We start from the raw sequence: 14,383 nt of genomic DNA, 5'->3' as shown, positions 1-14,383 counted from the left end.
ATGACACCCGAACGGGGAACTCGATCCGGCGCCGTCGTCGGTACGGCGTTCGTCGCCGGCCTGGCGCTGACCGGCACGCTGCTCACCGGCTGCACCTCCGGGCCGGATCCCGCTGCGCCGGCACCCCCGCGCGACACCGGGGTACCGGCCAGCGGGCTGCGGCTGGTCGCCTTCGACTCCTGCCCGAGCGCGCTGGCCGGGCTGCGCTCCGCCGCCAGGGCGTACGTCGGGCCGTACGGTTTCGCCGGCGGTGCGATGGAACCGGCGTTCCGGGGCAACAACGGTGGCGCCGAGCGCGCCGCCGGTGCCGACGCGGCGGTGGCCCGGGACAACGCCGCCGCCCCCGATGCCGGGTCCGATTACTCGGGGACCAACACGCACGAGGCCGGGGTGGACGAACCGGACCTGGTGAAGACCGACGGCCGGCGCATCGTCACGGTCAGCCAGGGCACGCTGCGGGTGGTCGATCCGGCGAGCCGGCGGTTGACCGGCACGCTGAAGCTCGACTCCGGCCCGGACGTCGGCTGGGCCGAGACCAACCTGCTGCTGCACGGTGACCGGGCGCTGGTGCTGGCCCGGGAGCACGGCACCGTCGAGCCCGGGCAGATCCGGCGGGGCCGACCCGGCGTGCCGCCCGCCGACGACCGACCCGGCATCGTCGGTCCCCGGCTGATCCTGGTCGACCTGGCCGGCGCGCCGAAGATCGTCGGCGAGTACCGGATCGACGGCGGCCTGGTCGACGCCCGCCAGGTCGGTTCGACCGTCCGGGTGGTGGTCCGCTCCTGGCCCCGGCTCGACTTCCCGCTGAACAAGGGGGCGGGGCCGGTCAACGAGAAGAAGAACCTCGCCGCCAACCGGAAGATCATCGACCAGGCGCCGATCGACGCCTGGCTGCCCCGCTACCAGACCAGCGCCGGTGGGCAGACCAGCACCGGGCGGGTCGGCTGCGACCGGCTGAGCCGGCCGGCGGTCTACTCCGGCACCTCGCTGGTCACCCTGCTCAGCTTCGACCTCGGCGCCGCCGGCCTCGGCGACGGCGACCCGGTGGCGGTCGCCGCCGACGGCGACACCGTCTACAGCAACGGGTCGCGGCTCTATCTCGCCAGCGACCAGCGCTGGCGGGTGCTGCCGGAGCTGACCGCCGGAGACAGGGTGCCCGACCCGAAGGACGAGCAGACCGACATCTACCAGTTCGACATCGCCGGCCCCGGCCGGCCCCGCTACGTCACCGCCGCCACCGTACCCGGTTGGCTGATCAACCAGTACGCGCTCTCGGAGTGGGACGGGCACCTGCGGGTGGCCACCACCAGCGGGCGTACCTGGGGACAGAACCCGAAGTCCAGTTCCGCCGTCCACGTGCTGCGCGCCGACGGCCGGACGCTGACCGAGACCGGCCGGGTCACCGGGCTGGGCAAGGGCGAACGCATCTACAGCGTGCGGTTCGCCGAGGGGACCGGCTACGTGGTGACCTTCCGGCAGACCGATCCGCTCTACACCGTGGACCTGCGCGATCCCCGGTCCCCGAAGGTGACCGGCGAGTTGAAGATCACCGGGTACTCGTCGTACCTGCACCCGATCGGGGGCGGGCGGCTGATCGGGATCGGCCAGGAGGCGAACCGGCTGGGGCGGACCGAGGGCACCCAGGTCTCCCTCTTCGACGTCTCCGATCCCGCGAAGCCGATCCGGATCGCCCAGCACCACGTCCGGTACGGCCACTCCGAGGCCGAGTTCGACCCGCACGCCTTCCTCTACTGGCCGGCCACCAACACCCTGGTCGTGCCGTTGACCAGCTACGAACCGGCGGGCATCGACGGCAGGAGCGTGCCCGGCGGCGGTGCCCTGGTGCTGCGGGTCGCCGACGGCAGCCTCACCGAAACCGGGCTGGTCGAGCACGCCGAGGTGCGGACGGCGGAGTCGAGCGGGATGATCCGCCGATCGCTGATGGTCGACGGGGTGCTCTGGACCGTCTCGGACGGCGCCATCAAGGCGACCGACCTCGGCACCCTCGACACGTTGGGCGTGATCCGGATCTAGCGGCCGATCGGTGACGCCGGACCGGGCGGTGTCGGCGGCGCTCGCCCGGGGCTAGAGGTACATCCCGGTCCGGTGCTCGCCGGTCTCCCGGTGCTGCGCCTTGTCGCCCTCGCCGAAGAAGCGCCGGCCGCCGAACTCGCCGTGCAGCCGGTCGTCCAGCTCGTCGGCGAGCCCGGTCATCACCTGGACGGCGAGCATCAGGTGGGTCGGCTGGAAGTTGCGGCCGAAGACCGGGATGGAGGCCCAGACGGTGTCGTTGGTGCAGTAGAGCCGGCCGATCGGCATCCGGTTGGTCAGCTCCGAGAGCTTGACGTAGAGCTGCTCGGTCGGCTCGACCTCGGTGAGCACCGGGGAGAAGACGTCGACCAGCGGGGGGTTGTCCCGGACCCGGACGAAGACCATCGCCGAACCGGCCCGGATGCCGATGTCGCCGTCGGAGTCGACCTGGAGCTGGTCCGCCGACGACTTCAGCATCGCCGAGACCACCGTGCGGACCCGGTCCTCCAGGGCCAGCGTGTCGTTGCCGCTCTGCGCGGCCCGGGCCGCCGCCAGCGCCTCGTCGAGGTCGAGGTCGAGGTCGGCGGTCGGATCCTCGGCGACCTCGGGACGGGCGGTGCCGAGCGGCTCGACCGCGACCGGTTCGTCGGACTCGTCGTGGACCAGGAAGACGAGGAAGGCCGGGTGCGGTGCGCCGTACACGTCGCGCAGGGTCCGCGAGACCGTGGTGGCGAGCCGGCCCGCCTCGGTCGTGCTGGCCCGCATCCCGAAGTGCCCGCCGGAACCCTCGACCACGCCGGGCGGCGACCAGCCGAGCGCGATCATGTCGGCGATCGCGGCCCGGTCGAGCCGGTACCCCTGGGGCAGGGCGGCGTTGCCCACGGCCCGCAGGTCGACCCGGTCGTCCTCGCCGAGTTCGATGCTCACCGAGTAGACGGCGTCGCCGGTGCCGGAGGCGGTGGGGTCGAGGGTCAGCGCGATCTGCGTACCGGTGGGCAGGCCGCGTAGCTGCTCGGCCAGCGCCCGGGCGAACTCCTGCCAGGCCTCGGTAACCTTCACCCGAAGGTCCGCGGTGGTCGGTTCGTCGAGCAGGATCGATTCGTGGTGCTCGGCCGGGTTCCCCTCGGCCACTTCGTCCCGCGGCGCCGCAGGGTTGTCAGCCGCCATAACCGCCTCCGTCCGTCAGGGCACCGCACACCCTACCCAGCCGACCGGTGGGCCGGGACAGTGCGGACCCCGATCAGACAGTAGAGGGGCCGTCCCGGAGTACCCGGAGGACAGCCCCTCGGCGCGGGCCGCCGCTACCGGCGGGGGTTCGCGGCGAAGAACTCCCACATCGCGGCGGTGGCGTCCACGGCGGCCGGGTAGCCGCTCGCCGACGGCCAGGCGTGGCCCATCCCGTTCACCGTGTAGTCGACGACCTGGCTGCCGTCCGGGCAGGTGCTGACCGTCCGGTTCACCGTGTTGGCCCTGTCGACCCAGGCCGGCTCCCCGACGGAGCAGCCCAGGTTCTTCTGCCAGCGGGACAGTCCGCTGTACATCCGGGAGGAGTTGCGGTCCTCCCGGCCGATGAAGGTGATCAACGAGACCGGCCTGTCGGGCTTGTAGTTCGGGTCACTGGCGGCCGGGCCACCGGCGAAGGCCCCGCTGACCGGCGCGATCGCCGCGAACACCTCGGCCGCCTCGACCCCGAGCGCGTACGTCAGCTCGGCGCCCGAGGAGAAGCCCGTCGCGTAGATCCGGCCCTGGTCGGCCGACCACTCCTTGACCATCTTGTCGACCAGCGCCCGGACGAAGTTGATGTCGTCACCCTGCTCGGCCACCCGGCTGAACTGCCCGTTCAGCGCCTTGGGGTAGGCGACGAGGAAGTTCTCGGCGTCGGCGAGGGCGTTGAGCCCGCTGGTGTCCCGCAGCCGGTCGGTGCTCTGGTCGGTGCCGTGCAGGGCGACCACCAACGGGATGGGTGTGCCGGGGCGGTAACCCGCCGGGGCGTGCACCGTCCAGGTCCGTTCCTGGCCGGCCCGGTCGATCGCCAGAGTGTGGTCGCCGGGCGCCGGTGAGACCGCCGGCCGGGCGGCCCGGGACCCGGTCGGGTCGCTGCCCGGGCCGGCGTCGTCCGCCGCGCCGCAGGCCGTCGTCGTGCCGATGACCGCCGTCACGGCGATCGCTGCCAGGATGGACCGTCCAACGCTGCGCATCAGTTCCCCGTTCGATGTGCGGTTGCTGGTCGGGAGACTATGTCAAAATTGACATAGTGATGTCGTGGCGGGAGATAACAGTTTGGCTACCGTCAGTGCACTGGGTTACGCCCTGCTCTGCGCTCTCCACCGTGGCCCGCTCACCGGCTACGACCTGGTGCAGCGGATGCGCAAACCGATCGGCTACTACTGGACCGCCCAGCAGAGCCAGATCTATCCCGAGCTGGCCCGGCTGTCGGCGAGCGGGCTGATCGAGCACGACGCCGAGACCGGTCCGGGACCACGGCAGCGCAAGACCCACCGGCTCACCGCCGCCGGCCGGGAGGTGCTGGCCGCCTGGCTGGTCGAGCCGCCCGCACCCCGGGCCTTCCGGGACGAGACGCTCCTCAGGACGTACGCGCTGGCCGCCGCCGACCCGGAGGGAATGCGCGAGTTCTACCTCGCCGAGGCCGAGACGTACCAGCGCCGGCTGGACGCCTTCCAGGAACAGCATGCCGACCTGCTCTCCCGGCACGCGGACGATCCGCTCCATCCGCAGTTCGGCGCCTTCGCGACCCTGGAACTGGCCCTGGCCGGCACACCGCCCCGGATCCGCTGGTGCCACTGGATGGCCGAGCGGATGACCGAACTCGCCCGGCTCCGGCGCGAGTCGCCCGGACCCCCGTCCGAGGAGCTGTCCCACTAGCTGAGCGTGGCAGGGGGACTGCCCACGGAACAGGCTTGTCCCCCGGGAGAGCTACCCGCAGGTGTCCACCGCACGGTGACGATTCCTGGTCCGCGAATCCATAGCGTTCCAGGTGACCGCGGCGCTCCGGCCGCGCGCCTCTCGAAGGAATCATCATGCGGGTGTTGAAACAGATCCTGGCCGTCCTGGCGGTCAGCCTCGTCGGCAGTCAGGCCGTCGTGGCGGTGCAGGGCAACCCCTGGCTCTCCCTGGCCCTCGGGATGGCGACCGCCGTGGCCGCGGTCCTCGTGTACGGGTGGGTGGTGCGCCGTACCGAACGACGTGACGTCACGGAGCTGGCCCGAGCCGGGGCGGGCGCCCGGATCGCCCGGGGGACACTGATCGGGTTCGCCATGTTCGCCGCCGTCATCGTCAACATCGCCCTGCTGGGCGGCTACCACGTGCACGGCATGGGTTCGGTGACCGGCGTGGTGGGACTGTTCGGGTTCATGACCGCCGCGGCCGTGACCGAGGAGCTGCTCTTCCGGGGCCTGCTGTTCCGCCTCGTCGAGGAACGCCTCGGGACCTGGCTCTCACTCCTGCTGACCGGCGTGCTGTTCGGCCTGATCCACCTGCTCAACCCGGACGCCAGCCTGTGGGGCGCGACCGCCATCGCGATCGAGGCGGGCTTCATGCTCGCCGCCTGCTACGCCGCCACCCGCAACCTGTGGGTACCGATCGGGCTGCACTTCGGCTGGAACTTCGCCGCCGGGGGCATCTTCAGCGTCGTGGTCTCCGGAAACGGCGAGTCGAAGGGGCTACTGGACGCCACGACGTCGGGCCCGACGCTGCTCAGCGGCGGCGACTTCGGTCCGGAGGGCAGCCTGTACACGGTGGTGGCGGGGCTGGTGCTGACCGTGGTGTTCCTGTGGCTGGCCCACCGCCGCGGTCGCGTCGTCCCCCGTCGCCGTGCGGTCGACGCCCCGGCGGCGAGCGCTACCGTCTCCTGATGGTCGACCTACGGATGCTCCCGGACCTGTGGCGGCGCTGGCCCGTCACGGTCCGGGATCTCCCGCTGGCGCTGCTGATCGCCCTCGCCTCCGCGCTGCCGGTGCTGCAGGACCGCGGTACGCAACTCGGCAACCTGCCCGGCCGTCCCTTCGACGAGCTGGCCGTGGTGGCGATCGCCCTGGAGTGCCTCCCGCTCGCCCTCCGCCGGCGCTGGCCCGCGATCTCCCTCGCCCTGGTGTCGCTCGGCTTCACCATCGACCAGTTGCGCGCCTACCACACGGTCGCGGGCGCCGCGCTGGCCGTCGCGTTGCTGAGCGCGGGGGTCCACCTGGAACGTCGTCGGCGCACCACCCTGGTCCTGGGCTCCGCCGCGTACGTCGCACTGGCCGTCGCCCTCCACCGGCAGGGCTCGACCGAGGGCGTCAGCGGTTTCCTCACCTTCTACCTGGCGTTGGCCCTCGCCTGGGGCGGCGGGGCCTGGCTGCGGCAGAGCCGGGCCGCCGAGGCCGAGCGCCGCCGCCACGTCGCCTCGACCGCCCGCGCCGCCGAACGCGCCCGCATCGCCGGTGAACTGCACGACGTCGTAACCCACCATGTGACGGCGATGGTCGTGCAGGCCGAGGCGGCGCGCTACCTGACGGCCGCCCCGGACAGCCTCGACACCACCCTCACCGCCATCACCGACACCGGCCGGCGGGCCATCGCCGACCTGCGGATCCTGCTCGACCTGCTCAACCCCGACCACGGCGCCGACCCGCGCGTGCCGTCCGTCGGCGAGCTGCACGCTCTGGTCGAGCGGACCCGGCTGGCCGGGCAGCCGGTGGAGTTCACCCAGGAGGGCAGCCCCGCGGAGACGACCGGCGGCGCGGAGGTCGCCGCCTACCGGGTCGTGCAGGAGGCACTGACGAACGCCCTGAAGTACGCCCACGGCAGCCGCACCGGCGTGCGCGTTCGCCACGGGGAGAGAGAGATCACGGTGGAGATCAGCACCGACGGCTCGGGCGCGCACGCCGGGAGCCCGGGTGGGAGCGGACGCGGCCTGGCCGGGTTGCGCGAACGCGTCACCGTGCTCGGCGGCGAGTTCAGCGCGGAACGCCGGGAGGATGACGGTTTCGTCGTCCGGGCCCGCATCCCCACCGGGAGCGCGTCGTGACCGCGCCGATCCGGGTACTGGTCTGCGACGACCAGGCGCTGATCCGCACCGGCTTCGCGACGATCATCGGCGCTCAGCCCGACCTGGAGGTGGTGGGCGAGTGCGGGGACGGGCGCGCGGCGGTCGACCTCGCCGGCCGGCTGCGCCCGGACGTGGTGGTGATGGACGTGCGGATGCCGGTACTCGACGGCATCGAGGCGACCCGCCTGCTGGCTGGCGTCGGGGTGGCCGAGCCGGTCAAAGTACTCGTGGTGACGACGTTCAACCTCGACGAGTACGTCTACGAGTCGCTGCGCGCCGGAGCGAGCGGGTTCCTGCTCAAGGACGCCCCACCGGCGCAGCTGCTGCACGGCATCCGCACCGTCGCCAGTGGCGCCGCGCTGCTGGCCCCCGAGGTGACCCGGCAGCTCGTCGGCAGGTACGCGGCGCGGATCCGCCCCGCCGAGGGCACGCCGGACGACGTGGGGCTGGCCCCGCGCGAGTTGGAGGTGCTGCGCCTGATCGCCGACGGCCTGTCCAACGGCGAGATCGCGGCCCGGCTGGTGATCAGTCAGGAGACCGTCAAGACGTACGTGTCGCGCATCCTCACCAAGCTCGACCTGCGGGATCGTGTGCAGGCGGTGGTGTACGCGTACCGCACCGGCCTGGTGACGTGAACGACGGGACGTGGACGATCTCGGACGGGAATTGAAGTGCTAGGCATCGCCGTCGGGTACGGCGGTCGGGCCGGCGGCTGCCCGGTCGGCCGGCCAGCGGGTCGCCAGGGCGGCGAGGCCGGCCGCCGCGACCGCCGGGTCCGCGCCACGACCGACCGCGAGCCCGAGCAGGTACGCGGTGACCGGAGCACCGGGCCGGAGTACGTTGTGCGCCACGTCCCGGGCCAGGTCGAGTACCCGGGGTACGTCGACCTCGGTCGGGTCGAGGTCGAGTTCGGCACAGGCCGCCGCCACCCAGCGGTCCATCGCGTTCATCCGATCCACTCCTCCGCCCGGCGTACGTCGTCCTCAGTGTCGCAGTCGAACCAGGGCGGCGGCCCCGCCCCCCGCCACGCCAGCTCGGTCACCGTCATTTCGACGATCAGGGCCCGCATCGACGTACCGGTGAGGACGCCGTCGTGGGCGGCGGCAACCCGGCCCAACGCGGCCCGCAGGGGCGCGACCCGCCAGACCCCGCAGAGAAACTGCGCCCGTCCGGTGCCGTCGACGAAGACCACACCGTCGGCACCGGCAGCCCGGGACAGTGCGGTACGGAGCTGGCGTACCGCGTCGGAGGTCAGCAGCGGCAGGTCGGCGGCGAGCAGGGCGACGGTGCCGGTGTCGGACGTGCCGGGCGGGGCGGCGTCGGCGAGCAGGGCCAGGCCGGCGGCGACCGCCGCGACCGGTCCGCCGCCGGGCGGCTGCTCCCGGGTCGTGCGTACCCCGGTCGGCAGGTCGGCGTCCGGGCCGACCACGATCCGGAGGTCGGCGTCGGCGACCGCCGCGAGCACCCGGTCCACCATCGGGCGTCCCCCCACCGGCAGCGCCGGCTTGTCCGCGCCACCCATCCGGCGGGCCGCCCCACCGGCCAGCACCACCGCCGCGAACCCGGTCACCCCCGGCTCGATCGACTCCGGCTCGGTCGGCGAGGGCTCGGTCGGCGGTCCCGTTCCGGTCATCCGGTAACGGTACCGGGGCTTACCGCAGGCTACGGCCGGCCGCGAGGCAGGATTGGGGCATGGGACGAGCCAGTGGTCGGCGGAGCGTGCTGCGGATAGACCTGGACTCGGCGGCGGCGGGTGGCCGGGTCTCGGTGCGCCGGCAGGACAATCTCGCCGCCGAGGAGCCGCTGGAGATCCGGGTGGGTCCGGCCGGGCCGAACCGGCGGGCCCCGCTGGCGGTCACCATGCGTACCCCCGGCGACGACATCGACCTGGCGATCGGGTTCCTGCTCACCGAGGGGATCGTCCGGACCGCCGACGACGTACGCACCGCGCAGCTCTGTGCCGGTACCGACACCCCGAACACCTACAACGTGGTGGACATCGTCCTCGCCGACGACGTACCGGCACCGGTGACCGATCCGGCCCGGAACTTCTACACCACCAGCTCTTGCGGGGTGTGCGGCAAGGCCAGCATCGACGCCGTCCGGACCCGGTCCCGGCACGACGTGTCGACGGACCCGGTCACCGTGCCGGCGCGTACCCTCGCCGACCTGCCGGACCAGCTCCGGGCCGCGCAGCGCGGCTTCGACCGGACCGGCGGGCTGCACGCCGCCGGGCTCTTCACCGCCGACGGGAAACTCGTCGTGCTCCGCGAGGACGTGGGCCGGCACAACGCGGTCGACAAGGTGATCGGCTGGGCGGTCCGGGAGCAGCGACTGCCGCTGCGCGGGCACCTGCTGCTGGTCTCCGGACGGGCCAGCTTCGAACTCACCCAGAAGGCGTGGATGGCCGGCATCCCGCTGCTCGCCGCCGTCTCCGCGCCGAGCACCCTCGCCGCCGAACTGGCGACCGAGGCCGGGATGACCCTGGTGGGCTTCCTCCGGGGCGGCACCATGAACGTGTACGCCGGAGACACCCGGATCACCGTCTGACCGGCACTCCGCGCCCGGCTCAACTCCGTCCGCCCTACCTGGCAGGTAATCGCCAGGGCACGTTCGCGCTGGCAGTCTCGACGGGCAAGCGTGATCAGCACTGGAGGCACGTCATGGACACCCGAGCCACCGTCGAGGAACTACTGCGCCGGATCGTTGCCGGCGACCCGGAGCGGACCGCCGCGCTCTACGCCGAGGCGGTCGACTGGAAGGTGAACTGGCCCGAGCCGACCCACCCGGCGGTGCCGTGGATCCGGCCCCGGAGCAGCCGGGCGGACGTCGTCGACCACCACCGGACCCTGGCCGCGAACAGCGTGCCGGGGCAGGGCTCGGCCACGATCGAACGGATCCTGGTGGACGGCCCGGACGCGGTGGTGATCGGCGAGACCGCGCAGACGGTACGAGCCACCGGGAAGCGGTTCAACACACGGTTCGCCCTCCATCTCACCGTCGAGGACGGCTTGATCGTCCGGCACCACGTCTACGAGGACAGCCTCGCCGTCGCGCTGGCCTGCGACCCGGCCCCCGCCCCGGACAGCGTCGGCCAAGGGCGGCCCCTCGGGTAGGACCCGCCCTGGAAAGCATGCCGGCCGCCTCTTGCGACAGGGCACCACATAGACGAAGATGATCTCCCACACGACGTGCACGGGGGCGCACCCGTCGTGCTTGCGTCCCTGCACAGTTTGGGGGACCGGTGAGGTTCAGACCGTTATTCTTCGCGCTCCTGCTCACCGCGACCGGGTCCCTGGTCGGCACTCCGGTGGCAGCAGCAGCGGCCCCAGCCCCAGCCCCAGCCCCAGCCTCGCGGCCGTCCACCCAGGTCGCGAGCCCGTACGACCCGATCATCGGGCAGTTCAACATGGCCGGTGGTCACCCGACGCACGGCGTCAAGGGCAACGAGGTGGCCGACGCGTTGGCGCAGGCCATCAACAGCCGGGCGCCCAGGCTCGCGTTCCTCACCATCAACGAGGGCTGTCAGGACTGGCTTGAGCGGATAGAAACGCAGCTACCGTTGGCGTACACGCTGCGCTTCGACCCGATCCGGGGCGGCAGTGGCCAGGTGGCGAACTGCAAGCACGAGTCGCCGTTCGGCAACGCCATCATCTACAACGAGAACATCCTGCCCGACCCGCAGCCGGTGGCGCACGACCTGCGCGCGCTGGAGGGCGCCGAGAAGCGCGAGATGCTGTGCCTGCGCTCCGTCGCCAGGACGCTCGTGGTCTGCACCGCACACCTCGTCGCCTCGGCCGAGAACGTCGAGCAGCGCAAGCGGGAGGCGGCAGAGGTCAAGCGGGTGCTCGCGACCGACTATGCCGGCTACCACGTGTATCTCGGTGGCGACCTCAACGACGGCCCGCTCTCCGACGCGCTCAGCAACCTCTACCACAGCGGCTACGGGGGCATTCCGTACCAGGAGGCGCACGGCGCGTTCAAGGAGGCGTTCAGCCCCTGCGGCAACGAGATCAAGGTCCAGTACATAGCGGACGACGCGAAGAAGTACTACTGCCGGAGCGGCAATCCCACCCACACGCTCAACAAGTACGACTACCTGTTCGTGCCGCCGGCCGCGGTCGTCCACTCGACCCAACTGGTCTCGTCACCGCACTCCGACCACAAGCAACTGTGGGCCGAGGTGACGATGACGTCGACCGCCGGACCACTCGTCGACTCGATCATGGTGGTCGGCGACTCGATCAGTCAGGGGCTGGAGGGCGACTACACCTGGCGCTACCGGCTCGCCCAACACCTGAAGTCCGCCGGCCGCGACGTCACCTTCGTCGGCCCGTACCGGGGCACCACCCGAGTGCCGAGGGCCCAACCCGCCAACTTTCCGGAGGAGTCGGCGCCGCCGTACTTCAACGGCGTCTACCGTGACGGTCTCACCTTCGACAGCGACCACTTCGCCCAGTGGGGACGCCAGGCGCACCAGGCCAAGGACGACATCCGAGCCCGGGTGAGCCAGTACCAGCCGTCCTACCTCCTGGTCGAACTCGGCTTCAACGACCTGGGCTGGGGCGTGTCCAATCCGGACGGGCTGATCGCCGACATGCGTACGCTGATCGCCAACGCCCGAGCCGCCAGGTCCAACATCCGCATCCTGGTCGCCAGCGTCCCGCAACGCACACCACTGGACATCCAGCCGGACCTTGGCACCAAGATCAGCACGTACAACGCCAAGCTGGGTCCCGCGTTGCAGGCGTTGAACACGACGACGTCTCCGGTACGGCTGGTGGACATCACCACCGGCTACGACCCGTACACCGACGCCTACGACGGCCTGCACCCGAACCCCGCCGGTGAGCACAAGATCGCGCGTGCGTTCGCCAACGTCCTGTGGAACCAGTTCCAGGTCGGTGCGCTCTACACCATCCCCTCCGGGAGCATTCCGAGCCTGGTGCCTAGCACGCCCGGCTGGATAAGGGCCACCTCCACCACGAGCGGGATCAGGCTGGAGTGGCAACACTCGTTCGGTGCCGGTGGCTACTGGTTCTACCAACGCAACGCAACCATCGGTGAGGCGTTCTCGCGGCTGCCGTTGCAGATTCCGGCCGACACGTGGAGCGTCAACTGGGTGGTGCCCGGCCACCGCTACGAGTTCTACGTCGTGGCCACGCGCGGCGACGCGTACGCCAGCGCGCCGTCGGCGGTCACCTCCGCCACGGTCGCCAACCTGGAGACCGCGGCCGGCCCGCCGAACATCACCGCGACGGCCGGGACGGGCTACATCGACGTCAGTTGGGACGCCGCGACCGGGCCGTACAGCGACACGGTGCACAAGTACACCGTGTATTACCTGGACAGCTCCGAGCCGGGCGCCATCGTCTCGACGAAGTCCACCACCGGCCGCTCGGTCCGGTTGTCCGGCCTGGTCAGCGGCCATACCTACATCCTGGCCGTCTGCTCGGTCAACGCGGCCGGGGAAGGAATGCCCGCAGCCGGCCCGAGCCGCACCGTCGGCTAGTGATCCTGCGCCGGAGCCTCACCTCCGGCGCAGGACACCGACTCTCCCACCGCCCCGGCCGGTGCCACGAGCATCCTCATCCGTGCTCGTCTCCCGGCCGGGGCGGTGACTCGTCCCGGACAAGGTCGGGCCAGTCGTCGAGTACGGAGGGGCTGATCCCGGCCTGTAACGCCTCGGCCAGGAGCTGGGCGAACGAGTAGTCGGGCTGCGCCTGCAACGCACGCTCCACCGCCGCGCTGGCCAGGGCGCCCTGGCCGGCACGCCAGGCGGCGAACCCGAGCAGGCTGGCGGGGGCGGGCACCAGGTCGGGTTCGACCCGCCGGAGCACGTCCGTCCAGAGCGCCAGGTGCCACTCCTCGCCACCGGTCCGCTGCCAGGCGTCGTCCCGGACCGGCAGGTGCACCAGGAGCAGGCCGAGCCAGGCCACCTCGTCGTCGGTGAGCTGACCGCCCGTACGGTGCCGGTGCAGCGCCCTGCGCACCGCCGTACGGCCGGCCCGGCGCAGCGCCCGGCCGCCCTGTGGTTCCCCTGGCGGGGCCTTGCCCAGCAGGGCGCCGAGGCGGAACTCCGCTCTTCCGGCCGCCTCCCGCAACGCCTCCCGGGCCGGCCCCTCGACCGGGGCGATCCGCCGGACCAGGGCGTCCCGGTCGGGGAGGGCGACCTGGCCGGCGAAGGTGGCCGCCGCCGCCAACTGGCTGGTCGAGGAGTCGAACCGGCGCCCGTCGGCCGGACAGCAGTCGGCGTCCCCGCACAGGTACGACCAGTAGCGGTCGCCGGTCACCCGGAGCGCTTCGAGCACCGGAAGCCCGACCCGGCCGAGGGCGGCCGTCACCGCGTCGACCGCCGGGGTGACCCGGGCCGGTTCGCCGTACCCGATGACGGTCGTGGTCTCGACGCGCTGCCGCGCGACGACGGCCGCGACCTGTGCGGCGGCCTCGTCGACCCCGCCGGGGGCCGTCCGCCCGGCCGTGACGTCGGGCAGGTCGCCACGGGCGACGAAGACGACCTGTTTGCCACGCAGCGCGATCACCACCACGCTGTCGGCCGGGTGGAAGCCCAGCAGGTACGGCACGGCGGCGAGCAGGTCGGCGGTCGAGCGGACGGCGAGGACGGCTCGATCGATCGGGTTCATGGCGGCAGCGTGCCGAGCCGGGCGGCCCGGCCTGGGGACGCCCTGTGGACGACACGCCCGGTTATCCACAGCTACTCTTCGTAGTTCTGCTGCTCAGCGGAGAGCCGCGTCCCGCTGCCACGAGCATCGAGTTTCGGTGATGTCGCTGGGAGCCAGCCCAGGAACCGTGCGGCGAGATCCATCGGTTCCCGGCCCGGCTGGTCCTCGATCGCCGCCAGCAGCCGGCTGGTCAGGAAGACGGCCAACCGGTGCCGGTCGTCGCCGTACATCGCGAGCAACACCAACCGGGCCGGCTGACACGGCCAGGGTCCGCCGCACTCCCGGCAACGGAACGGCGGGCGGATCGGGGTGTGCGGCCGGAATCGGGCGTACGGCCGGCGGCTCACCACCGCGAGTTCCTGGCCCGCAGGCGCGGCACGCGGAACGGCGCGGGCGCGGACGAGTCGGGGCAACGCCAACGGAGCCCGCACCGGCAATAGCGCCACCATCGGCGCCAATCCCGGCGGTGTGTCGAATTCGATCGTGATCGCCATTCCATGGTGCCTTCCTCCGCCCGCTGCGATGCGTTGGATGCGGGGGTGGGGGCGGGGGGGGGGCCCCCCCCCCCCCCCCCCCCCCCCCCCCCCCCCCCCCACCCGGGTACCGGTTTAGTCTACGGGCG

The 14,383-nt window shown here is 72.2% G+C and carries 14 protein-coding genes; 8 read left to right on the top strand and 6 right to left on the bottom strand.

The features are described from left to right. Positions 1–2,034: a beta-propeller domain-containing protein gene (locus V1634_RS23705; RefSeq protein WP_331210099.1), complete on the top strand. Its 2,034-nt coding sequence runs from the start codon at positions 1–3 to the stop codon at positions 2,032–2,034. 51 nt (positions 2,035–2,085) lie between these two features. Here V1634_RS23705 and V1634_RS23700 read toward each other — a convergent pair whose 3' ends face one another. Further along, positions 2,086–3,198: a T3SS (YopN, CesT) and YbjN peptide-binding chaperone 1 gene (locus tag V1634_RS23700; protein WP_331210098.1), complete on the bottom strand. Its 1,113-nt coding sequence runs from the start codon at positions 3,196–3,198 to the stop codon at positions 2,086–2,088. A 134-nt stretch (positions 3,199–3,332) separates the two neighbouring features. Next, positions 3,333–4,229: an alpha/beta hydrolase family esterase gene (locus V1634_RS23695; RefSeq protein ID WP_331210097.1), complete on the bottom strand. Its 897-nt coding sequence runs from the start codon at positions 4,227–4,229 to the stop codon at positions 3,333–3,335. An 82-nt stretch (positions 4,230–4,311) separates the two neighbouring features. On the opposite strand from V1634_RS23695, the gene V1634_RS23690 reads away from it, so the two are divergent. The 4 genes from V1634_RS23690 (at position 4,312) to V1634_RS23675 (ending at position 7,713) form a co-directional block, all read left to right on the top strand. After that, on the top strand, positions 4,312–4,914 hold the full coding sequence (locus tag V1634_RS23690) for a PadR family transcriptional regulator (RefSeq protein ID WP_331210096.1): 603 nt from the start codon (positions 4,312–4,314) through the stop codon (positions 4,912–4,914). A 155-nt stretch (positions 4,915–5,069) separates the two neighbouring features. Further along, complete coding sequence (locus V1634_RS23685) at positions 5,070–5,903, top strand: CPBP family intramembrane glutamic endopeptidase (protein ID WP_331210094.1); 834 nt, start codon at positions 5,070–5,072, stop codon at positions 5,901–5,903. Next, positions 5,903–7,057, top strand: coding sequence for a sensor histidine kinase (locus V1634_RS23680; protein WP_331210093.1), 1,155 nt, complete (start codon positions 5,903–5,905; stop codon positions 7,055–7,057). Before V1634_RS23685 ends, V1634_RS23680 begins: the two co-directional genes overlap by 1 nt. After that, positions 7,054–7,713: a response regulator transcription factor gene (locus V1634_RS23675; RefSeq protein WP_331210092.1), complete on the top strand. Its 660-nt coding sequence runs from the start codon at positions 7,054–7,056 to the stop codon at positions 7,711–7,713. Before V1634_RS23680 ends, V1634_RS23675 begins: the two co-directional genes overlap by 4 nt. A gap of 39 nt (positions 7,714–7,752) precedes the next feature. On the opposite strand, the gene V1634_RS23670 is transcribed toward V1634_RS23675, so the two are convergent. Together V1634_RS23670 and mobA are read right to left on the bottom strand one after the other, a co-directional pair. Then, on the bottom strand, positions 7,753–8,028 hold the full coding sequence (locus V1634_RS23670) for a DUF6457 domain-containing protein (RefSeq protein WP_331210091.1): 276 nt from the start codon (positions 8,026–8,028) through the stop codon (positions 7,753–7,755). After that, positions 8,025–8,711, bottom strand: a complete 687-nt coding sequence (gene mobA, locus V1634_RS23665; protein WP_331210090.1) for a molybdenum cofactor guanylyltransferase — start codon at positions 8,709–8,711, stop codon at positions 8,025–8,027. The genes V1634_RS23670 and mobA overlap by 4 nt, the downstream gene beginning before the upstream one ends. A gap of 59 nt (positions 8,712–8,770) precedes the next feature. On the opposite strand from mobA, the gene fdhD reads away from it, so the two are divergent. From fdhD to V1634_RS23650, 3 genes are all read left to right on the top strand, one after another. Then, positions 8,771–9,628, top strand: coding sequence for a formate dehydrogenase accessory sulfurtransferase FdhD (gene fdhD, locus V1634_RS23660; RefSeq protein WP_331210089.1), 858 nt, complete (start codon positions 8,771–8,773; stop codon positions 9,626–9,628). A gap of 113 nt (positions 9,629–9,741) precedes the next feature. Next, positions 9,742–10,194 (top strand): nuclear transport factor 2 family protein, encoded by a 453-nt coding sequence (locus V1634_RS23655; RefSeq protein ID WP_331210088.1) that lies wholly within the window; start codon positions 9,742–9,744, stop codon positions 10,192–10,194. 293 nt (positions 10,195–10,487) lie between these two features. Continuing rightward, positions 10,488–12,590: a GDSL-type esterase/lipase family protein gene (locus V1634_RS23650; protein WP_331210087.1), complete on the top strand. Its 2,103-nt coding sequence runs from the start codon at positions 10,488–10,490 to the stop codon at positions 12,588–12,590. Positions 12,591–12,666: 76 nt separating this feature from the next. Here V1634_RS23650 and V1634_RS23645 read toward each other — a convergent pair whose 3' ends face one another. Together V1634_RS23645 and V1634_RS23640 are read right to left on the bottom strand one after the other, a co-directional pair. Further along, positions 12,667–13,722 carry a DUF4192 domain-containing protein gene (locus tag V1634_RS23645; RefSeq protein ID WP_331210086.1) on the bottom strand — a complete coding sequence of 352 codons (1,056 nt, stop codon included), beginning with the start codon at positions 13,720–13,722 and terminating at the stop codon, positions 12,667–12,669. Positions 13,723–13,793: 71 nt separating this feature from the next. Continuing rightward, positions 13,794–14,255, bottom strand: a complete 462-nt coding sequence (locus V1634_RS23640) for a hypothetical protein (protein ID WP_331210085.1) — start codon at positions 14,253–14,255, stop codon at positions 13,794–13,796. Between the last annotated feature and the right edge of the window lie 128 nt (positions 14,256–14,383).

It is taken from the genome of Plantactinospora veratri (assembly GCF_036421995.1).
Lineage (GTDB): Bacteria > Actinomycetota > Actinomycetes > Mycobacteriales > Micromonosporaceae > Plantactinospora > Plantactinospora veratri.
This window is presented reverse-complemented; position numbering and strand designations above follow the sequence as displayed.